The organism is Paracoccus sp. AK26, from assembly GCF_011801365.1.
Classification (GTDB): domain Bacteria; phylum Pseudomonadota; class Alphaproteobacteria; order Rhodobacterales; family Rhodobacteraceae; genus Paracoccus; species Paracoccus aerius.
Genome location: NZ_CP041041.1, coordinates 360,890 through 379,975, shown reverse-complemented (window position 1 = coordinate 379,975; position 19,086 = coordinate 360,890). Strand labels below are relative to the sequence as shown.

At 67.6% G+C, this 19,086-nt stretch carries 18 protein-coding genes; 7 read left to right on the top strand and 11 right to left on the bottom strand.

From position 1 onward, the window contains the following. The first annotated feature begins 25 nt into the window (after nucleotides 1-25). Together FIU66_RS01810 and FIU66_RS01805 are read left to right on the top strand one after the other, a co-directional pair. Nucleotides 26-589, top strand: a complete 564-nt coding sequence (locus FIU66_RS01810) for a DUF4202 domain-containing protein (protein ID WP_167621117.1) — start codon at nucleotides 26-28, stop codon at nucleotides 587-589. Next, complete coding sequence (locus FIU66_RS01805) at nucleotides 586-1,281, top strand: CbiX/SirB N-terminal domain-containing protein (protein WP_167621116.1); 696 nt, start codon at nucleotides 586-588, stop codon at nucleotides 1,279-1,281. The genes FIU66_RS01810 and FIU66_RS01805 overlap by 4 nt, the downstream gene beginning before the upstream one ends. Here FIU66_RS01805 and FIU66_RS01800 read toward each other — a convergent pair. Next, nucleotides 1,276-1,989 (bottom strand): N-acetyltransferase, encoded by a 714-nt coding sequence (locus FIU66_RS01800; RefSeq protein WP_167621115.1) that lies wholly within the window; start codon nucleotides 1,987-1,989, stop codon nucleotides 1,276-1,278. The two genes, FIU66_RS01805 and FIU66_RS01800, sit on opposite strands and share 6 nt — an antisense overlap. Continuing rightward, nucleotides 1,989-2,729, bottom strand: a complete 741-nt coding sequence (locus FIU66_RS01795) for a molybdopterin-binding protein (protein WP_167621114.1) — start codon at nucleotides 2,727-2,729, stop codon at nucleotides 1,989-1,991. Before FIU66_RS01795 ends, FIU66_RS01800 begins: the two co-directional genes overlap by 1 nt. A gap of 106 nt (nucleotides 2,730-2,835) precedes the next feature. Between FIU66_RS01795 and map the strand changes: the two genes are divergently transcribed. Continuing rightward, nucleotides 2,836-3,633 carry a type I methionyl aminopeptidase gene (map, locus tag FIU66_RS01790; RefSeq protein ID WP_167621113.1) on the top strand — a complete coding sequence of 266 codons (798 nt, stop codon included), beginning with the start codon at nucleotides 2,836-2,838 and terminating at the stop codon, nucleotides 3,631-3,633. A gap of 13 nt (nucleotides 3,634-3,646) precedes the next feature. On the opposite strand, the gene FIU66_RS01785 is transcribed toward map, so the two are convergent. Genes FIU66_RS01785 through kynU form a run of 4 tightly spaced genes read right to left on the bottom strand, consistent with a single transcriptional unit; the run spans nucleotide 3,647 to nucleotide 10,105 of the window. Next, the gene (locus tag FIU66_RS01785; RefSeq protein ID WP_167621112.1) at nucleotides 3,647-6,697 is read right to left on the bottom strand and encodes an efflux RND transporter permease subunit; all 3,051 of its coding nucleotides are present in this window, start codon (nucleotides 6,695-6,697) and stop codon (nucleotides 3,647-3,649) included. Beyond that, nucleotides 6,694-7,794 (bottom strand): efflux RND transporter periplasmic adaptor subunit, encoded by a 1,101-nt coding sequence (locus tag FIU66_RS01780; RefSeq protein ID WP_167621111.1) that lies wholly within the window; start codon nucleotides 7,792-7,794, stop codon nucleotides 6,694-6,696. Before FIU66_RS01780 ends, FIU66_RS01785 begins: the two co-directional genes overlap by 4 nt. Beyond that, nucleotides 7,791-8,858, bottom strand: coding sequence for an efflux RND transporter periplasmic adaptor subunit (locus FIU66_RS01775; protein ID WP_167621110.1), 1,068 nt, complete (start codon nucleotides 8,856-8,858; stop codon nucleotides 7,791-7,793). The genes FIU66_RS01780 and FIU66_RS01775 overlap by 4 nt, the downstream gene beginning before the upstream one ends. A gap of 59 nt (nucleotides 8,859-8,917) precedes the next feature. Next, nucleotides 8,918-10,105 (bottom strand): kynureninase, encoded by a 1,188-nt coding sequence (gene kynU / locus FIU66_RS01770; RefSeq protein ID WP_167621109.1) that lies wholly within the window; start codon nucleotides 10,103-10,105, stop codon nucleotides 8,918-8,920. A gap of 61 nt (nucleotides 10,106-10,166) precedes the next feature. Here kynU and FIU66_RS01765 point away from each other — a divergent pair, with 61 nt between their 5' ends. Continuing rightward, a complete protein-coding gene (locus FIU66_RS01765; RefSeq protein ID WP_167621108.1) occupies nucleotides 10,167-10,958 on the top strand; it encodes an alpha/beta hydrolase in 792 nt (263 codons plus the stop codon). On the opposite strand, the gene FIU66_RS01760 is transcribed toward FIU66_RS01765, so the two are convergent. Then, nucleotides 10,948-11,418 carry a YbaK/EbsC family protein gene (locus FIU66_RS01760; protein WP_167621107.1) on the bottom strand — a complete coding sequence of 157 codons (471 nt, stop codon included), beginning with the start codon at nucleotides 11,416-11,418 and terminating at the stop codon, nucleotides 10,948-10,950. The genes FIU66_RS01765 and FIU66_RS01760 overlap by 11 nt on opposite strands. Nucleotides 11,419-11,536: 118 nt before the next feature. On the opposite strand from FIU66_RS01760, the gene FIU66_RS01755 reads away from it, so the two are divergent. From FIU66_RS01755 to FIU66_RS01745, 3 genes are all read left to right on the top strand, one after another. Continuing rightward, nucleotides 11,537-11,875, top strand: coding sequence for a hypothetical protein (locus FIU66_RS01755; protein WP_167621106.1), 339 nt, complete (start codon nucleotides 11,537-11,539; stop codon nucleotides 11,873-11,875). 84 nt (nucleotides 11,876-11,959) lie between these two features. Further along, complete coding sequence (locus FIU66_RS01750) at nucleotides 11,960-13,216, top strand: lytic murein transglycosylase (RefSeq protein ID WP_167621105.1); 1,257 nt, start codon at nucleotides 11,960-11,962, stop codon at nucleotides 13,214-13,216. Between the two features lie 158 nt (nucleotides 13,217-13,374). Then, complete coding sequence (locus tag FIU66_RS01745; RefSeq protein ID WP_167621104.1) at nucleotides 13,375-14,367, top strand: calcium/sodium antiporter; 993 nt, start codon at nucleotides 13,375-13,377, stop codon at nucleotides 14,365-14,367. Between the two features lie 66 nt (nucleotides 14,368-14,433). On the opposite strand, the gene FIU66_RS01740 is transcribed toward FIU66_RS01745, so the two are convergent. Genes FIU66_RS01740 through gpmI form a run of 4 tightly spaced genes read right to left on the bottom strand, consistent with a single transcriptional unit; the run spans nucleotide 14,434 to nucleotide 19,052 of the window. Next, complete coding sequence (locus tag FIU66_RS01740; protein WP_167621103.1) at nucleotides 14,434-14,925, bottom strand: RNA pyrophosphohydrolase; 492 nt, start codon at nucleotides 14,923-14,925, stop codon at nucleotides 14,434-14,436. Beyond that, nucleotides 14,918-16,348: a S41 family peptidase gene (locus tag FIU66_RS01735; RefSeq protein ID WP_167621102.1), complete on the bottom strand. Its 1,431-nt coding sequence runs from the start codon at nucleotides 16,346-16,348 to the stop codon at nucleotides 14,918-14,920. The genes FIU66_RS01740 and FIU66_RS01735 overlap by 8 nt, the downstream gene beginning before the upstream one ends. Nucleotides 16,349-16,365: 17 nt before the next feature. Further along, nucleotides 16,366-17,538 (bottom strand): murein hydrolase activator EnvC, encoded by a 1,173-nt coding sequence (locus FIU66_RS01730; protein ID WP_167621101.1) that lies wholly within the window; start codon nucleotides 17,536-17,538, stop codon nucleotides 16,366-16,368. Continuing rightward, entirely contained in the window at nucleotides 17,535-19,052 is a 1,518-nt protein-coding gene (gpmI, locus tag FIU66_RS01725) for a 2,3-bisphosphoglycerate-independent phosphoglycerate mutase (RefSeq protein WP_167621100.1), read from the bottom strand. The genes FIU66_RS01730 and gpmI overlap by 4 nt, the downstream gene beginning before the upstream one ends. Nucleotides 19,053-19,086: the final 34 nt, after the last annotated feature.

Sequence of the window (19,086 nt, the reverse complement as noted above, 5' to 3'; positions counted from 1 at the left end):
AAACTGCGGCAAAAGGGACAACACCATGACCACACGCCTTGACCATGCCTTCCAGGCCATCGACGCCGCCAATGCCCGGGATCCGAACCTGGACGACGGGAAGCCCGCGAACCTGCTTTACGGGCAGCGGATGACGGAACAGCAGCAGCACCTTTTCCCCCAGGCCTCGGACGCGTTGCGGATCGCTTGCCGGGGCCAGCATATCGAACGCTGGCTTCTGCCGCGCGATGCCTATCCGATGGACCGGGCGGGCTATCTGCAATGGCGCCAGGAACAGGGCCGCCGCCATGCCGACCGCATTGCGGGGATCATGGCCGACGCGGGCTATGGCCAGGACGACATCGGTCAGGCGCGTAGGATGCTGACCAAGCAGGGGCTCAAGCGCGACGATCAGGTGCAGGCCCTGGAAGACGTGATCTGCTTCACCTTCATCCGCTGGTACCTGGGCGATTTCATGGCCGCGATCCCGGACGAGAAGATGGACCGCATCATCCAGAAGACCGCCGCCAAGATGTCACCCGAAGGCCGCGCCCGGGCCTTGGAGGAGTTTCCCATGGCCGAGGCCCTGGCCCGGCATTTCCGCCAATGACGCGTCCCGTGACCAGCAGGGCCGTCATCGTGTCTCACGGCCAGCCCGGAGATCCCGGCCCCCAGCAGCAGGCCATCGAGGATCTGGCCGCCCGCGTCGCTGCCTGCGACCCCGGCTGCGCCGTCGCGGGCGCGACGCTGGCCATGCCCGGCGCGCTTGCGGCGGTGGCCGGCGACGACAGCCTGATCTATCCGATGTTCATGGCCGAAGGCTGGTTCACGCGGTCCGAGTTGCCCCGCCGGCTGGCCCAGGCCGGCGCGGGCGGGGCGCGGGTGCTTCGGCCCTTCGGCACCGATCCCGCGCTGCCCGGTCTGATCGTGGCCCAGGCCCATGCGGCGGCGGCGGCGCAGGGCTGGGCGCCGGGGGACACGACGCTGCTGCTGTCGGCGCATGGGTCGCAGCGGTCGCAGGCGTCCTTTACCATCACCACCGCGCTTGCGGATCAGATCGCCCCGCATTTCGCGCGGGTGGTGACCGGCTTCGTGGAACAGGAACCCTTCCTGGCCGATGCCGCCCAGGGGCTGGACCATGCGGTCAGCCTGCCGTTCTTCGCGCTTCGGGCGGAACATGTGCTGGACGACCTGCCCGAGGCGCTGGATCAGGCGGGCTTTACCGGCCCGCGCCTGGACCCCATCGGCCTTGCGCCCGAGGTTCCCGCCCTGATCGCCGCCAGCATCCGCGCCGCGCTATAGGTCCTTGGCGTAATAGGCATATCCGGCAACCTCGCTAAACCCCAGCCGGTCATAGGTGGCCCTGGCGCCGCCATTGGCCCGGCTGACGGCCAGGCCGATCCGGGTCGCCCCGTGGTCCGCTGCCCATTGGGCCGCCTGGCGCATCAGCCATCCGGCAAGTCCCCGGCGGCGGAAGGCGGGCAGCACCTCGACCGCATGGACCATCACCACATCGCCCGCGACCGCCGCAAAGGCCGCGCCCGCGGCGCGGTCGTCGATGCGGCCCAGGATCGCGGTCTTTGGGGCGGGCACCCGATCCATCACCGCCTGCCGCATCGGATCGATGTTGCCCGCGGCCCAGATGTCCCGCTGGATCGCCAGGGGCGGCCAGATCGCGAAGGTCGTCAGATAGGGGATCGGCTGCCCGGTCAGCGCGGCGACAGGGGCCTGCATGATCGCGGTCGGTGTCTCGCGGCGGTAACCGGCGTCCTGAAGCGCGTCCGCCAGGCCGTCGTCGGTGTCTGGGACGCGGAACATCGGCTGCTGCCGCCAGCGGCGATGGATGGCCTCGACCGCCGGAATGTCGCCCTTGGTCCAGCGGCCAACGGCTCGCGCCGAACTGACCCGGCCGCCTGCCCCAAGCCCGCGTCCCACCCGAAATCCGCCTGCATCGGCATATTCGGCGGCGGGCCAGGTATCCTCGAAGGCCCGGGCCAGGGCGGCGTCCATCACAGGGCCAGCCGCTGCTTCAACACCGTCATGGCCTGATCGACCCGCGTCGCATCCAGACCGCGCACCACAAGGTTCGTGCCCCAGCCGGTCGGATCCTGGAAGGGATAGGAGCCGAGCGACAGGTCGGGAAACTCGGCCGCGACCGCGCGCAGATCCTCGGCCACGTCGCTTTCGCCGCGCCGCACCTCGACGCTTTGGGATTGGACGGGGCGGCCTGCAGACAGGCGCGGGATCAGCCAGTCCACCATGCCCCGGAACACCTCGGGGACGCCCGCCATCACATGGGTATTGCCGATGGAAAAGCCCGGCGCGGCGGACACGGCATTCTGGATCAGCGTGGCGCCCAGGGGAACGCGGGCCATGCGCAGCCGGTTCTCGGTCAGCTCGACCCCCATGCGGTCGCAGCGGGCCTGCAGCAGGGCGCGCGCCTCGGGGTGGATCTCCAGCACCGTGCCATGCGCATCGGCCACCGCATCGGCGGTGATGTCGTCATGCGTCGGGCCGATCCCGCCCGAGGTGAACAGCAGGTCGTAATCCCCGCCCAGGCTGCCATCAAGCGCCCGCACCGCCGCCACGATCCGGTCGTGATCGTCAGACACCACGCGGATTTCGCGCAGGTCGAAGCCGGTGGCGGACAGCACCTGCGCCAGGTGATGCGCGTTTCCTTCGCGCGTGCGGCCTGACAGGATTTCGTCCCCGATCACCAGGATCGCCGCCGTCGGATTGTCGGATTGCATTGCCCCGCCCCCTGAAACCTGTATTGCCACGCATCTATGCGCAGGTGCAGGGCTGGAACAAGGGACCGCGCGGGACTATCTATGCCCCCAGATGAAAGGATCACCGATGGACCAGAGCCACATCACCAAGGAAGGCATCCGCATCCACGCGCGCGAGGATTTCGACGGGATGCACAAGGCAGGGGCCGTGGCATCGCAGATCCTGGACGAGGTAGGCCCGCTGGTCCAGCCGGGCGTCACCACCGGCGCCCTTGACGATTTCATCACCCGCCGGGTTGCGGAACTGGGCGCCACCTCGGCCACCATCGGCTATCGCGGCTATGAACATGCAAGCTGCATCAGCGTGAACCATGTCGTCTGCCACGGCATCCCGGGCGACAAGGTGCTGTCGAACGGCGACATCCTGAACATCGACGTGACGGTGATCCTGGATGGCTGGTATGGGGATACCAGCCGGATGTACGTTGCCGGCAAGGCATCGATCAAGGCCAAGCGGCTGATCCAGGTAACCCATGACGCGCTGATGAAGGGGATCGAGGCCGTGCGCCCCGGCGCGACCTTTGGGGATATCGGCGCGGCGATCCAGTCTTACGCCGAAGGGCGCGGGATGTCGGTGGTACGCGACTTCTGCGGCCACGGGCTGGGCCGGGTCTTCCACGCGCCGCCCAACGTGCTGCATTTCGGCCGCCCCGGCAAAGGCCCGAAGCTGGAAGAAGGCATGTTCTTCACCATCGAGCCGATGATCAACCTGGGCCGGCCAGAAACCAAGGTTCTGGCCGACGACTGGACCGCGGTGACCCGCGACAAGTCGCTGTCGGCGCAGTTCGAACATTCCATCGGCGTGACGGCAGATGGGGCCGAGATCTTCACCCTCTCGGACAAGTTCTTCCCCGAACTGGACTGACCGGCCCTTCCGGTCAGCCCCGGCCGTCCGGATCCGGCTTGACCCGCATTACCGCGCAATACAGCGCCGGCACGAAGACCAGCGTGATCAGCGTGCCTGCGATGATGCCGCCCATCATCGAGAATGCCATCGGTCCCCAGAACACCTGGCGCGAGATGGGGATCAGCGCCAGCGAGGCAGCCGCCGCCGTCAGCAGGATCGGACGGGCGCGGCTGTCCGACGCCTCGAACACGGCCTGCCACTGGCTGCGGCCCTTGTGCAGCAGTTCCTGGATCTCGTGGACCAGGATGACCGAGTTGCGGATCAGGATGCCGATCAGCGCCAGGATGCCCAGGATCGCGACAAAGCCCATCGGCACGCCGAAGGGCACCAGCACCGCGACCACGCCGATCAGGCCCAGGGGTGCTGCGGCAAAGACGATCAGCGACAAGCGGAAGCTTTGCATCTGCGCCATGACCAGGAAGGCCATGATCAGCAGCATGACCGGCACCACGGCCGCGATCGGTTCCTGGCTGTCGGCCGAAGTCTCGACCGTGCCGCCCACCGTGATCGTCACCTCCGAGGGCAGGCTCGCCTGGAACTCGGCCACCGCGGGGGCAAGCGCGCTGACCAGGGTGGCGGGCTGGTCCCTGGTCGCCACGTCGGCCTTGACGGTGACGGTGGGAAGTCCGTTGCGCTGCGCGATCAGCGGCTGTTCGGTCGCATAGTCCAGCGACACGACCGAGGATAGCGGCGTCCCCTCGCCATTCGGCAGCCGCAGTTCCAGGTTGCGGATCGATTCGATCGAGGTGCGGTCCTCGGCCTGCCCCCGCCCGACCACGTCGATCAGGAAGATGTCGTCGCGCAACTGGGTGATGACTTGGCCCGAGAACAGCGCCGACAGCGTGTCGGCCACGTCCTGGCTGGTCAGGCCCAGCCGCCGTACCTGGTCCTGGTCGATCTGCAGCCGCACCACGCGCGCAGGCTCGTTCCAGTCCATCGAGATGCCGCGCAGCCGGGGTTCGCGGGCCAGCACCGCCGCCAGGCGGCGGGCCGTGTCCCGCGCGACATCCGCATCGGGGGCGCTGACGCGGTATTGCACCGGCTTGCCGACCGGCGGCCCGATTTCCAGGTTCTTCACATAGATGTCCACGCCCGGAAACTCGCGCGCCGCCTTGTCCATCAACAGCGCCTTAAGCCGGTCGCGCGCCGCAAGGTCGGGCGTCTGGATCACGATCTGGCCCATATAGGGTCCGGGCGTCGGCACATCCATCGCCAGCACGAAGCGCGGCGCGCCGGTGCCCACATAGGATGTCCAGAACAGGACGTCCTCGTTCCCCGCCAGGACCTGTTCCAGGCGGTCCATGTCCTCGCGGGTCCGGGCGATCGAGGTGTTCTGGCGTTCGACGATATCGACCAGAACCTCGGTCCGGTCCGATGTGGGGAAGAACTGCTGCTCGACGAAACGCATTCCCCAGACGGACAGGGCGAACAACGCCAGCGTGACGGCGATCACGATCCACTTGAAGCGCATCGACCACAGCAGCAGCCCGTGGAAGCGGCGGCGCAGCCAGCCGGGCTTGGGCTGATGGTGGGCGTCGTAGCGGCGCAGGAAGGTCACCCCCAGAAGCGGCGCGAACAGCACGGCCACGATCCAGGACACCACCAGCGACACGGCGATCACCACGAACAGCGAAAAGGTGAACTCGCCCGCGGCCGAGCTGTTCAACCCGATCGGGATGAAGCCCGCAACCGTCACCAGCGTCCCCGTCAGCATCGGGAATGCGATCGAGGTCCAGGCATAGCTGGCGGCCTTTTCCAGCGTTTCGCCGATCTCGAGCCGGGATATCATCGTCTCGATCGCGATCATCGCATCATCGACCAGCAGCCCAAGCGCGATGATCAGCGCCCCCAGCGAAATGCGCTGCAGGGTGATGCCGTAAAGATCCAGGATCACGAAGGTTATGGCCAGGCACAACGGGATGGTCATGGTCACCACCATGCCTGCGCGCAGGCCCAGGCTGATGAAGCTGACCACAAGGACGATGATCACGGCCTCGGCCAGGGCCGTGACGAAATGGCCCACGGCATCCTCGACCACATGGGGCTGGTCGGCAACCTTGGCCATCTCGATCCCCACGGGCAGCTCAGCGGCCACGCGCGACATCAGCGCGTCCAGATCCTTGCCGAATTCAAGGATATTCTCGCCTTCGCGCATCCCGACCTGAAGGCCGATGGCGGGCTTGCCGTTATATCGGAACAGCGATTGCGGCGGATCCTGATAGCCGCGCCGCACGCTTGCCACGTCGCCCAGGTTGAAGAACCGCTCGCCCACGCGCAGGTTCACGGCGGCGATGGATTCGGCGTCGTCGAACTGCCCGCCCACGCGGACCAGCACCTGTTCCGGCCCCGCCTGGATCACCCCCGACGGCACGATCGCGTTCTGCTGGGCCAGCGTCGCCACGACCTGCTGCTGGTTCAGCCCCAGGGCTGCCAGCCGCGCGGCCGAGAATTCAAGGTAGATCTGCTCGGACTGCTCTCCCAGGAGCTCGGTCCGGCCGGCGGCGTCCAGGGCGGCCACCTGCTTGCGGATGCGTTCGACCCGGTCGCGCAATTCGCGGGGGCTGTAGCCGTCGGCGGTGAAGGCATAGATGTTGCCGAAGACGTCGCCGAAATCGTCGTTGAACTGGAAGCCCGCAAATTCCTGCGGAAATTCGGGGCGGATATCCGACATCATCTCGCGCACGCGCCTCCAGATGTCGGGCACCTGCGGGCCGCGCGTGGTGGGCAGCAGTTCCAGATAGACGACCGCCTGCCCCGGCATGGTCACGGACCGGGTGAAGTAAAGCTCGTCCAGTTCCTCGAGCTTGGTTTCGATCCGGGTGGTGACCTGCTTCAGCGTTTCCTCGACCGTGGCGCCGGGCAGGGCCGCGCTGATCACCATGATCTTGATGGTGAAGTTCGGGTCCTCCTCGCGACCCAGGTTGTTATAGCTGATCGTTCCCGCCACCAGCGAGATGATCAGCAGGAACCACACGAAACTGCGGTGGTTCAGCGCCCAGTCCGACAGGTTGAAGCCCTTCAAGGCTGGACCCTTTCCCCGACGGCCTGGCCGTCGGTCAGCGAATTGACGCCCCGGATCACGACCTCGTCGCCCGGGTTCAACCCCTGGGACACGAGGACGCGCCCGTCGAAATCGGCGGCGGGGGTGATCGGCACGGCCTCGACGTGGGCCGCTTCGCCATTGCGCAGCACGCGCCAGACATGGGGGGCGCCGTCACGTTGGAAGATGGCCGATGACGACAGCATCAGCGCAGGCTCGCTGGCGGTCCCCAGCCGGGCACGGATCAGGGCGCCCAGCCGGAAGGGCGCGTCGGGCGGCAGCGTCAGGTAAAGCCGCCGGGTGCGGGTGGCGCTGTCGGCGGTGGGGTCGATCCGGTCCAGCGTGGCGCGGACCTGCCGGTTCGGGTCCGAAAGCTGCCAGATCGTGAAGACCGCGTCCGCCGGCAGCCCGGCAAGCGCGGGTTCGGGAAGGTCGATCAGCGCCTCCCGCTGGTCCTCGGCCGAAAGCTGCAGGACGGGGGTGCCCGCCCCCAGCACGCTGCCCGGCGCCTCGTAGACGGCGCTGACGACGCCCGCGAAGGGCGCGGTCATGCGGGCATAGCTTTGCGCATCACGGGCCTGGACCAGTTCCGACTGGGCCTGCTCGGCCCCTGCCTCGGCAGCTGCGGCGGCACGTTGGGCCTGTTCCAACTGGGCGGCCGTGGCGACGTTGCGGGCGGCAAGCGCCTGCGTGCGTTCCAGCGTCAGGCGCGCGGTGTCGCGCTGAACCTCGGCCGCAGCCAGGGCGGCCTCGGCGGCGCGGGTGGTGGCGGCCAGATCCTCGGACGCGAGGTTGGCCAGCACGTCGCCCCGTTCGACCCGGTCGCCCAGGTCGACAGGGCGCGAGACCATCCGGCCCAGCGTCTGGAAGGCCATCGTCACCTGCGTCTTCGACGCAACCACCCCCGGCACCCACCGCGCGTCCTGTCCGCGATCCTCGACGATCTCGGACACGATGGGGCGGACAGATCCGCCTTCCTCGGCATGGCCTTCGAGACCAAGCCAATCAGGCAGGCTCAGTGACTGCGCCTGCAAGGGCAGGACCAGCACCGGAAGGATCAGGACAAGGGCGCGGATCACGGCAGCACCTCGGCCCGCTGGACCTGGCGGCCGGGATAAAGAAGCTGGGATCCCGCCCCGACCACCACGTCGCCGGCCTCGATCCCCTTGGACAGGTAGACCACGCCGTTCGAGAAATGCGCGATGCCCACCGGCACCAGGCTGACCCGGTTGTCCCCATCCACGCGCCACACCGCCGGCTGGTCGCCGTCGCGCATCAGCGCCGTCCAGGGCACCGCGATGCCGCGATCGACCGACAGGTCCACATGACCCCGCACCGCCGCACCCAGCAAGGCGGTGTCGGCGGGCACGTCGGCGATCGCGACGCGCAAGGTGACCGTGCCCGTCGCGGGATCCACGAGGGGCGAGATTTCGGTGACCGTGCCCTGCATCTCGGGCCGGTCGATGTCGATGGTTTCCAGCCGCACGGCCTGGCCCATCGCGCTGTGCAGCCGGGGGTGGTCGGGCGCGTCGAACACGGCCTCCAGCCCGTCAAGCGCGGCCAGCGTCAGCACCACCTGCGCCGCGCCGACCACCTGCCCCGGAGCCATGTCGCGAGAAGTCACGACCCCATCCTCGGGCGCGCGCAGGACGGTGTCCTGGACCGCACGGCGGGCCTGTTCAAGCCCGCTTTCCGCACGCTCGACAGTGCCCTGCGCTTCGGACAAGGCCCGCAGGGCATCATCCCGCGCGGCGCGGGTGCCGACGCCCCGTGACAACAGCGCCTCGGCTCGGTCGCTGGCCTGCCGGGCCTGCGAAAGACCCGCCTGTGCCGCGGCCAGCCCCGCCTCGGCCACCCGCAGCGCCTGGTCCTGCTGGACCGAATCCAGCCGCGCCAATTCCTGGCCCTGGCGGACCCGGTCGCCCCTGTCGACCAGCACGTCGGTCACGCGCCCGGGCTGGCGAAAGCTCATCTGCACGCTGTCTGTCGCGGTGATGCTGCCCGACAGTTGCAGGTCAAGCGCGACGGGCCTTTCCTCGGCCGATACCATCTCGACGCGCAGCAGGTCATCCTGCGCGGCCGCGGGGGGGACCGGCAGACAGGCAAGAAGGAACCAGGAAAGCAGCCGCACGCGCATCGTCATGACCCAACCGGACGCAATATATCTGGTTCACAACAGTCCATGATGGAAGCCCCATCTCCCTACGTCACGGCGGCTCTTTGATGAAACCTTTCGTCATTCCAGTTGCCGTCGCGCAGAATCCGGGCCAGCCCGTCCACCGCCCGCTCGACATCGTCCAGGTCGTTGTAAAGGGGTGCAAAGCCGAAGCGCAGCACGTCGGGGGCGCGGAAATCGCCAACGATGCCCGCGGCGATCAGCGCCTGCATCACCGCATAGCCCTGCGGATGGCAAAAGCTGACCTGCGACCCGCGCAGGGCCGGATCGCGCGGGGAATTGAGCGTCACGTCTGGGCAGCTTGCCTCGACCCCGGCGATGAAGGCTTGGGTCAGCACGATCGACCGGGCGCGCAGGTCGGCCAGGCTGACATCGTCCCAGACATCCAGGGCCGCGTCGAGCGCGGCCAGCGCGATCACCGGCGGCGTGCCCACCCGCATCCGCTCCACCCCGGCGGCGGGGCGATAGTCGGGATCAAAGGCGAAGGGCGCGTCATGCCCCATCCAGCCCTGCAGGATCGGCTGGGCCGCATCGGCATGGCGGGGATGGGTCCAGATGAAGGCCGGCGCACCCGGCCCGCCATTGAGGTATTTATAGGTGCAGCCCACCGCGAAATCGGCATCGGCCGCGGTCAGGTCCACATCGACCGCCCCCGCCGAATGGGCCAGATCCCACAGCGCCAGGGCGCCCGCGTCATGCGCCCTGGCGGTCAGCGCGTCCATGTCGTGGCGGCGACCGGTGCGGTAATCGACCTCGGTCAGCATCAGCACGGCCAGGTCGTCGGTGATGGCGGCCTTGACCGCCTCGGGCGCGACCACGCGCAACTCGGCCCCCAAGGAATGGGCAAGGCCTTGCGCCACATAAAGATCAGACGGGAAATTGCCGCTGTCGGACAGGATCACCCGCCGGCCGGGACGCAGCGCCAAGGCCGCGCTGAGGGCCTGGAACACCTTGATCGACAGCGTGTCCCCCATCACCACCTGCCCCGGCCCCGCGCCGATCAGCCGCGCGATCCGGTCGCCGACCTTGCGCGGCTGGACATACCAGCCCGCCTTGTTCCAGCCGGTGATCAGCATCTCGGACCATTCATCCGCCATCATCCGGGCCACCCGGTCGTGCGCGGCGACCGGCATCGGCCCCAGCGAATTGCCGTCCAGGTAGGTGATCCCCTGGGGCAGGTGGAAGGCGCGGCGGGTGGCGGCAAAATCGGTCATGGCTCTCTCCATCTTGACCGCAGGCTAGCAGCAGCCTTTTCTGCCCGAAAGAGAGGGCAGCATGATCTATCACGTCATCGACTGGGACGACGCTTATGCCAATGGCGCGCATATCCCGCAGGCCGAAGGCTTCGTGTCCCGCTGGCAGTCCGCCGCGGCAGCGTTCAGGGAAGCATACCCGCCCAAGCCGCTGCGACACGGGCATCTGTTTCACCCTGACGGCACGCCGGAAGGGCTGATGGTCTTCATCCACGGCGGATACTGGATGCGCTTCGACCCCGGAATGTGGTCGCATCTTGCGGCGGGTGCCCTTGCGCGTGGCTGGGCGGTGGCGATGCCGGCCTATACCCTGGCACCACAAGCACGCATCCGGCAGATGGTGGCCGAGGTGGCAGAGGCGATCACGCAGGCGGCCGCACAGGTGGACGGTCCCATTGCCTTGACCGGCCATTCGGCGGGCGGCCATCTGGCGGCCCGAATGATCTGCGACGACGGCACGCTGCCCGATGCGGTTGCCCTTCGGGTGACAACCTGCATCCCGATCTCTCCTTTGACCGACCTGCGCCCGCTGATGCGGACCACGATGAACGAGACGCTGCACCTCGACGCGGCCGAGGCCGTGGCCGAAAGCCCGGCCCTGCTGGTCCCGCGCCAGGGGATCCCCGTCACCACCTGGGTCGGCGGCATGGAACGGCCCGAGTTCATCCGCCAGGCCCGCCTGCTGGCAAATATCTGGGCGGGCATGGGCGCCCCCACCGATTGCGTAACTGACCCCGGCCTGCACCATTTCGATGTGATCGACCGGCTGGAGCAGCCAAGCAGCCCATTGCTGGAACGCCTGCTCAGCCGGTGAAATCCGCCAGCCTGCCCCCGGTCAACTCAAGCAGTTGGTTGGGCGCGATTGCGAAGACATGGCGCGGCGTTCCTGCCGCCGCCCAGACGACGCTGAAATCCAGAAGACGCGGATCGAAGAAGGCCGTCACCGGCTTCAGATGCCCCACCGGGGCCACGCCGCCGATGGCGAAGCCGGTTTCCTCGCGGATCAGGGCGGCGTCGGCCTTGCCCAGGGGCTGCCCGGCGACCGTCGTGGCCCTTGCCGGATCGACGCGGTTGCCGCCTGCGGTCAGGAACAGGATGACATGGCCCGTGGCCTCGCCCCGGAAGATGATCGACTTGGCGATCTGGTCCACCGCGCAGCCCGCTGCCCGCGCAGCATCCTCGGCGGTGCGGGTCGTTTCGGACATCTCGCGAATCTCGGCGTCGACGCCCGCCGCTTCCAGGGCCGCGCGGACCCGTGCCAGGCTCTTGCTCATTCCCATTCCCCTTTTCGCGCGACCCTAGCGGCGGTGAAGGGGCGCGAAAAGCCCGCCCCTTATCTTGCGTCCCCGCATCAGGCATGATGTTGCAAGCCATCGCAGCAGAGAGGTCGCCATGAACGTCTATACCCTTCTGGTCGAGGTGGGCCGCAGCAAGGACGACGGCCTGCCGGAAGGCGCCACCGGGGCCGCGCTGATCTGCTATTCCGCCGGCCGGGACGAAGCCGAGGCGGTGCGCGAGACCGTGGCGATCCTGAAGCAGGCCGACCTGTCGCCCCTGGACGTGACCGGCTATGGCAGCCTGGAGGAACGGCTGGCCGAGGGTCACGAAATCGATCAGGACGAACGCGCCTTGATGCAGCGTGCCCTGGACGAAAACTCGGTCATCATCGCGCAGATGCAGCCCTTCTTCAAAGGCGAGGGCGCGTCGGACGAGGGCGAGACGCTGCACTGACGGGCGACGCGGCCCTATTCAACCGGAAGTGTCTTCGCTAAACTGCCGTTAACAATAATAGCAGCAGTTACGGACAGGCGATTCATGACACTTTCCCGCATCTTCCTGACCACCGCATTGGTGGGCGTTCTGGCATCCTGCGCAGGCCCGATGAACCGCGCGCCCGGCGGCATGTCCGGCAGCGCTCCGGTTACGCCCGCGCCGATCCCCGCGGCATCCGCGGGCGACGAGGCGGGATTGCAGAACTTCGTCCAGTCCTTCCGGTCCCGCGCGGTGGCCTCGGGCGTTTCGCCCGCCACCTATGACCGCGCCATGCGGATCGCGCGCTATAACCCTGAGGTGATCCGCCTGGACCGCAAGCAGGCCGAGTTCAGCCGCCCTGTCTGGCTGTACCTGGACAGCGCGGTGTCGGACGTGCGCGTCACCACCGGCCGCCAGAAGGCCGCGCAACTGTCGGGCACCCTATCCCAGATCGAGGCCCGCTACGGCGTCCCGCGCGAGATCGTGCTGGCCGTCTGGGGCATGGAATCGAACTTCGGCGCCAATCGCGGCAAGATGCAGATCATCCCGTCCTTGGCGACGCTGGCCTATGACGGCCGGCGCGGAGAAATGTTCCAGAACCAGCTGATCGCCGCGCTGCGCATCCTGCAGGCAGGCGACACCGATCCCGAACACATGCTGGGAAGCTGGGCCGGGGCGATGGGCCACACGCAGTTCATGCCCACGTCCTATCTGGACTATGCGGTCGACTTCACCGGCGACGGCCGCCGCGACATCTGGTCCGAGGATCCGACCGACTCGCTGGCCTCGACCGCGAACTACCTGCGCCGCAACGGCTGGGTGCCGGGCCAGGCCTGGGGGGCCGAGGTGCAACTGCCGCCGGGCTTCAACATGGGCCTGGTGGGCAAGGGCACGCGGCGGTCGGACTGGGCCGCGCAGGGCGTGCGCCGCATCGGCGGCGGCGCGCTGCCTTCGGGCAACGGGTCCATCATCATGCCGGCGGGGGCGAACGGCCCGGCCTTCCTGATCCTCGACAACTTCCGGTCGATCCTGCGCTACAACAACTCGGACAACTATGCGTTGGGCGTGGCTTTCCTGGGCGAACGCATCGCGGGACGTCCGGGCATCCAGGGATCCTGGCCGCGCAACGACCGCCCGCTGTCCACCAGCGAGCGTCAGGAAATCCAGCAGCGCCTGCGCGCCAAGGGCTTCTACCAAGGCGAGATCGACGGGCTATTCGGGTCGGCCACGATGGAATCGGTCGCGGCCTATCAGCGGTCCATCGGCGTGACGCCAGACGGTTATCCGACCTCGATCCTGCTGGGTCAATTGCGGCGGTAAGCGAAGGGGGCGTCCGGTTCGGGCGCCCTTTCCGTTCGGGCATCCAGGCCCGACGGACCGACGCAGGTCACCTCTCCCTCTACCCAATCTCTCCCGAGGTTGAACGGCTTTATTTCTCGCGGCAGTTTGGTGCGAAGGATCAGCCCGGAGGATCATCCATGCAGATAGCACTTCAGCTTGTCGGGGGCTTGATCCTGCTGATGCTGGGAGGAGAGATGCTGGTCCGAGGGGCCGTGCAGGTGGCGAACCGGCTTGGTGTCTCGCCCCTTGTCATCGGCCTTACGCTGGTCGGTTTCGGAACCTCGACGCCCGAGCTTGTTACCTCGGTTCAGGCGGCACTCAGCGGGTCGCCCGGGATTGCCTATGGCAACATCGTCGGCTCCAACATTGCCAACATCCTTCTGATCCTCGGGATCGCCGCGATCATCACGCCGATCGCCGTATCCTCGAACGCACTGAAGCGGGACAGCACGATCATGGTCCTGGTCACGGTCGTCTTCGCGATCGTTGCCGCGCTTGTGCCGATGGGGCTGCTGGCCGGTCTGGTCTTCGTGCTTGCCCTTGCAGGCTACATCTTCGCAGCCTTCTGGCAAGAGCGCGGCCTGGCTGCCGGCGCCCTGGACGATGCGCATGGCGCAGCCTTCGACAAGTCGCTGGCCCTGCAAGAGGCAGATCCCGCCCTCAAGGCCCCAAGTGAAATCGGCAGGTCCGCCTTCCTCTCGATCCTGATCGCGATCGCCGGATTGGCCCTTGTCGTGCTGGGCGGCAATTTCCTGGTAAGCGGTGCCGTTGGCCTGGCTCGCTCGTTCTCGATATCGGAAACGATCATCGGCCTGACGATCGTCGCCATCGGAACCTCCATGCCCGAACTTGTGACATCCGTCATGGCCGCACTCCGCAAGCAGACCGAGGTGGCATTCGGAAACGTCGTCGGGTCCAACATCTACAACATCCTGGGTATCGGCGGCTTCACGGCTCTGATCTCGCCCACGAACGTGCCGAGCGAGATCGTCCGCTTCGACAACCTGATCATGATCGGGGCGTCGCTGGTGCTGGTGGCATTCGCCTTCACCGGCAGGCGTATAAGCCGCAGGGAGGGGGCCGTCCTTGTCGCAGGATACGCGGCCTATGTGGCGCTGATCTGGCCGTGACGGAACCGCCAAAGGCGAAGCGACCGGCAGGTCTGACCGCGTGGCGATCACTGCCCTGTCGCGCTCCTACCGCAGCCACCCCTGAAACGCCGCCAGCACCTCCTCGTAGACGCCGCGCTTGAAGGGCACGATGTTTTCCAGCAGCGCCGTGGGGGGCATCCACCGCCATTCCTGGAACTCGGGGTGGTCGGTGTCGATGCGGATGTCGGCATCTTCGCCCAAGAACCGCATCAGCACCCATTTCTGGCGCTGGCCGCCATAGCGGCCCTTCCAGACCTTGCCCAGAAGTTCGGGCGGCAGGTCGTAATAGACCCAGCCGGGCGTTTCGGCCAGCACCTCGACCTTGTCGGGGGCGACGCCGGTTTCCTCGGTCAGTTCGCGCAAGGCGGCGTCGCGCGGGGTTTCATCCCCGTCGATACCGCCCTGTGGCATCTGCCAGGCGCCCGGCATGTCGATCCGCTGGCCTGCAAAGACCAGCCCCTCGGCGTTCATCAGCACGACGCCCGCGCAGGGCCGATAGGGAAGCCCCTCCTGCCCCATCCGATCCGATTCAGCCATTCGTGTTGGCCGCACCCGATCCGGGGGTTCCCGATCCCTCGCCCGTCACGGCGGGGGTCGCGGCGGCAGGCACCTGGCCCGCCTGGAAATCGACAGCCGCCAGGCCCTTGAGGATATCGACCGCATAGGCCAACTGGTAATCCTCCTCGCGCAGCTTGGCGGTGGCCTCGACCGCGGCGGCCTCGTCCTCGATCTGCTTCTTCTCGTCGTCGCTGACCGAATCGTTGTTCAGCGCGCCGCGCAGGTCGGCCTCGGACCGGCCGAAGTTCGACTGGCTGCGGGGGCCTTCCTCCTCGTCCTCAGAGGCGGGCGGGCGGGCGGGCTGTGCCACCAGGATGTCGGGCTGGATGCCCAGCGACTGGATCGACCGTCCCGACGGGGTGTAATAGCGCGCGGTGGTCAGGCGGATGGCGCTGTCGGCGGTGACCGGCATCACCGTCTGGACCGAGCCCTTGCCGAAGGTCTTCTCGCCCACTACGATGGCGCGGCGGTGGTCCTGCAGCGCGCCCGCGACGATTTCGGATGCACTGGCCGAACCGCCATTGGTCAGCACGACCATCGGCTTGCCCTGCGCCAGATCGCCCGCTTCCGCGTTCCAGCGTTCGCTTTCCTCGGGGTTGCGGCCGCGGGTCGAAACGATCTCGCCCGCGTCCAGGAAGGCGTCGGACACGCTGATCGCCTGGTTCAGAAGGCCGCCGGGGTTGTTGCGCAGATCCAGCACGAAGCCCGTGACCTTGTCGATGCCGCCGGCTTCCGCGACGGCCTTGTCCAGTTCGGATTTCAGCGTGTCAAAGGTTTCGTCGTTGAAGGTCGACACGCGCAGCACGACCGACTTGCCCTCGATCCGGGTCTTGACCACGGTCAGCTTGATCGTGTCGCGGGTCATGGTCAGGTCGAAGGGCTCGGTCTCGCCCTCGCGCAGGATGGTCACGGTGATCTCGGACCCGATGGGGCCGCGCATCATGTCCACGGCCTGGTCCAGCGTCAGGCCCATCAGCGATTCGCCGTTCACATGGGTGATGAAGTCGCCCGACTTCACGCCCGCCTCGGCGGCAGGGGTGTCGTCGATGGGCGAGACGACCTTGACCAGGCCCTCTTCCTGGCTGACCTCAATCCCAAGGCCGCCGAAGCTGCCGCGGGTCTGGGTCTGCATGTCCTCGTAATCGTTGGCCGACAGGAAGGACGAATGCGGATCCAGTGAGGTCAGCATCCCGTTGATCGCGGCCTCGATCAGTTCCTTGTCGTCGGGTGCCTCGACATAGTCGGCCCGGACGCGTTCGAACACATTGCCGAACAGTTCAAGCTGTTCATAGATCGAGGCGTTGCTGCCGGTTTCCTGTGCGACCAGCGGCCCGGCGATCTGGGTGGTCAGAAGCGCACCGGCCAGAACACCGCCCACGCCTGCGATCAGATAATGTTTCATGACGGCCTTTCCTGCCTTCAATCCTGTTCAGGCTCCACGACGGGATTCAGCACGAACCATTCCGCCGGGTCCAGAGTTTCCTGTCCCTTGCGCAATTCAAGATACAGGGATTCGGTCTGCCCTGCATTTCCGCCGATGGCGGCATCGGTCACGAATTGCGCACCGAATTCCTGCGCCGGCGCCTCGGTCCCGCCCATCAGGCCGATCGGGTCGCCCGCCTGCAGCACATCGCCCACCTCTCCGAAGACCTGCGACATGCCCGCGAAGACCAGAAGATAACCGCGCGCGGGCTCGACGATCATCACATTGCCGTAATCCAGCAAAGGGCCGCGATAGCGGATGGTGGCGGACCACGGTGTGGTGACCAGGGCCGCAGGGGGGGTTGCGATGACCCAGCCGGGCCGTTCGACGCCCGCGGCGTCGGGCTGGCCGTAAAGGCGCAGGATGGTGCCGACGGCGGGCAGCGGAAGGGTGCCCTGGGCGCCCTCGAAATCCTCCATCGGCGGGCCGACATCCAGTTGCAGCCGGGAAACCCCTGCCGCGAATTCGTCCAGCGACTGCGCGGCGTCGCGCAATTGCTGCAATTCGGCGGGGGCATCGGCATAGCGCACCGGCAGGCTTGACCGGTCGGTGACGGCGCTTGCCAGCAGGCGGCGCGCTTCCTGCACCGAGGCAAGCCCCGTGCCCAGCATCTGCGCCGCGCCTGCCTGCAGGTCGCGCACGGTGGCGATTTCAGCCAGGTCGTCCTGCAGCCGCTCGGCCTCGGCCCGCAGGCCGGGGGTGACATCCGACAGCACCATTCCCGAACGCGCATTGGCAAGCGCGCCTGCCGGATGGAGCAGCATGGTGGTTTCGGGCGCCTGCTGCAACGCGGTCATGGCGCCCAGAACCGAGGCCAGCCTGCCCCGCTGCGATTCGAAGCGGGCGCGCAATTCGGCTTCGCGCGCGCTGGCCTGGCGCAAGCCGTCGCGCAGGGCGGAAAGGCCCTGTTCATAGCCCCGGATCACCTCGGTCAGGGCCGTCACCTGGTCGTCTGCGGACACCGCATCGGCCAACTTGGCCACGGCCGCGCGCAACTGGGCGGCGGCGTCCTGCGCCTCGGACACGGCGGCGGTGACCGAGGGTTCCTGCGCCGGAACGGGCGCGGCGAGGACAAGGGCTGCCAGGGCCAGGGGGATCAGGAACCTCATGCGGTCACGATCAGGCTTTTGCCCGTCATCTCGACCGGTAGGTCCAGGCCCATCAGGTCCAGCACCGTGGGCGCAAGATCGGCCAGGCGCCCGTCGCGCAGCCGCGCGCCAGCAGGTCCGCCATAGACGATCACAGGCACGGGATTGGTGGTATGGGCGGTATGCGGCCCGCCGGAAAGGGGATCGACCATCGTCTCGCAGTTGCCGTGATCGGCGCAGACCACTGCCGCCCCGCCCACGCGCTCAAGCGCCTCCAGCATCCGGCCCAGGCCGCGGTCCACGGCCTCGCAGGCCAGGACGGCGGCGGGCAGGCTGCCGGTATGGCCCACCATGTCTGGATTGGCGAAGTTGACGACGATCAGGTCGTAGCCTGCGCCGATCACCTCGACCAGCTTGTCGGTCACCTGGTCCGCCGCCATCTCGGGGGCCAGGTCATAGGTCGCGACCTTCGGGCTCGAGGGCATGAAGCGGTCCTCGCCCGGCTCGGGCGCCTCCTTGCCGCCGTTCAGGAAGAAGGTGACATGGGGATATTTCTCGGTCTCGGCCAGGCGGAACTGGCGCAGGCCCTTGGCGGCGACCCAGGCGCCCAGCGTGTTGACGACCTGCCGCTTGGGATAGGCGGTGGTCATGAACTCGTTGTGGCGGGTGCTGTAGTCGACCATCCCCAGAAGCGCCGCCCATTCCGGACGGTCGCCCGTGTCGAAATGGTCGAAGGTCGGATCGGCAAGCGCCGTCAGGATTTCCCGCGCGCGGTCGGCCCGGAAGTTCAGGCAGAAGAACCCGTCCCCGTCCATCGCGCCGTTATAGCCGTCGACGATGAAGGGCTGGATGAATTCGTCTGTCTCGCCCCGCGCATAGGCGTCCGTCACGGCCAGGTCCGCCGACAGCGCGGGTTCGCCCTGCCCCGCGACGATGGCGCGATAGGCGCGTTCCACCCGTTCCCAGCGGTTGTCGCGGTCCATCGCGTAATAGCGCCCGATGACCGTGCCGATCCGCGCGCCTTCGGGCATCGACCCTTGCAGTTCGGTGACAAAGCCCATCGCGGATTGCGGAGGCACGTCGCGGCCGTCGGTGATCGCGTGCAGGACGACCGGCACGCCTGCCCCGGCGATGGCGCGAACGGCGGCCTGGACATGGACCACATGGCCATGCACGCCTCCGTCGGACACCACGCCCATCAGATGCGCCGTCCCGCCCGTGGCACGCAGCCGCTCGACAAACCGCACAAGGCTTTCGTTGCCCACGAAGCTGCCGTCCTCAATCGCCAGGTCGATCTGGCCCAAGTCCATCGCGACGACGCGGCCCGCGCCGATATTGGTATGGCCCACCTCGGAATTGCCCATCTGCCCGCGCGGCAGTCCGACGTCGGGGCCGAAGGTGGTCAGGGTTGCGTGCGGACAATCGCGCATCAGCCGGTCGAAGTTCGGCGTCGCGGCCTGATCGGGCGCGCTTTGTTCGGGCCGGTCGGACAGGCCCCAGCCGTCAAGAATGCACAAGACCACAGGTTTCGTCATGTCGCCCCTCGGGATGTTTGGGCCTTGTTACGCT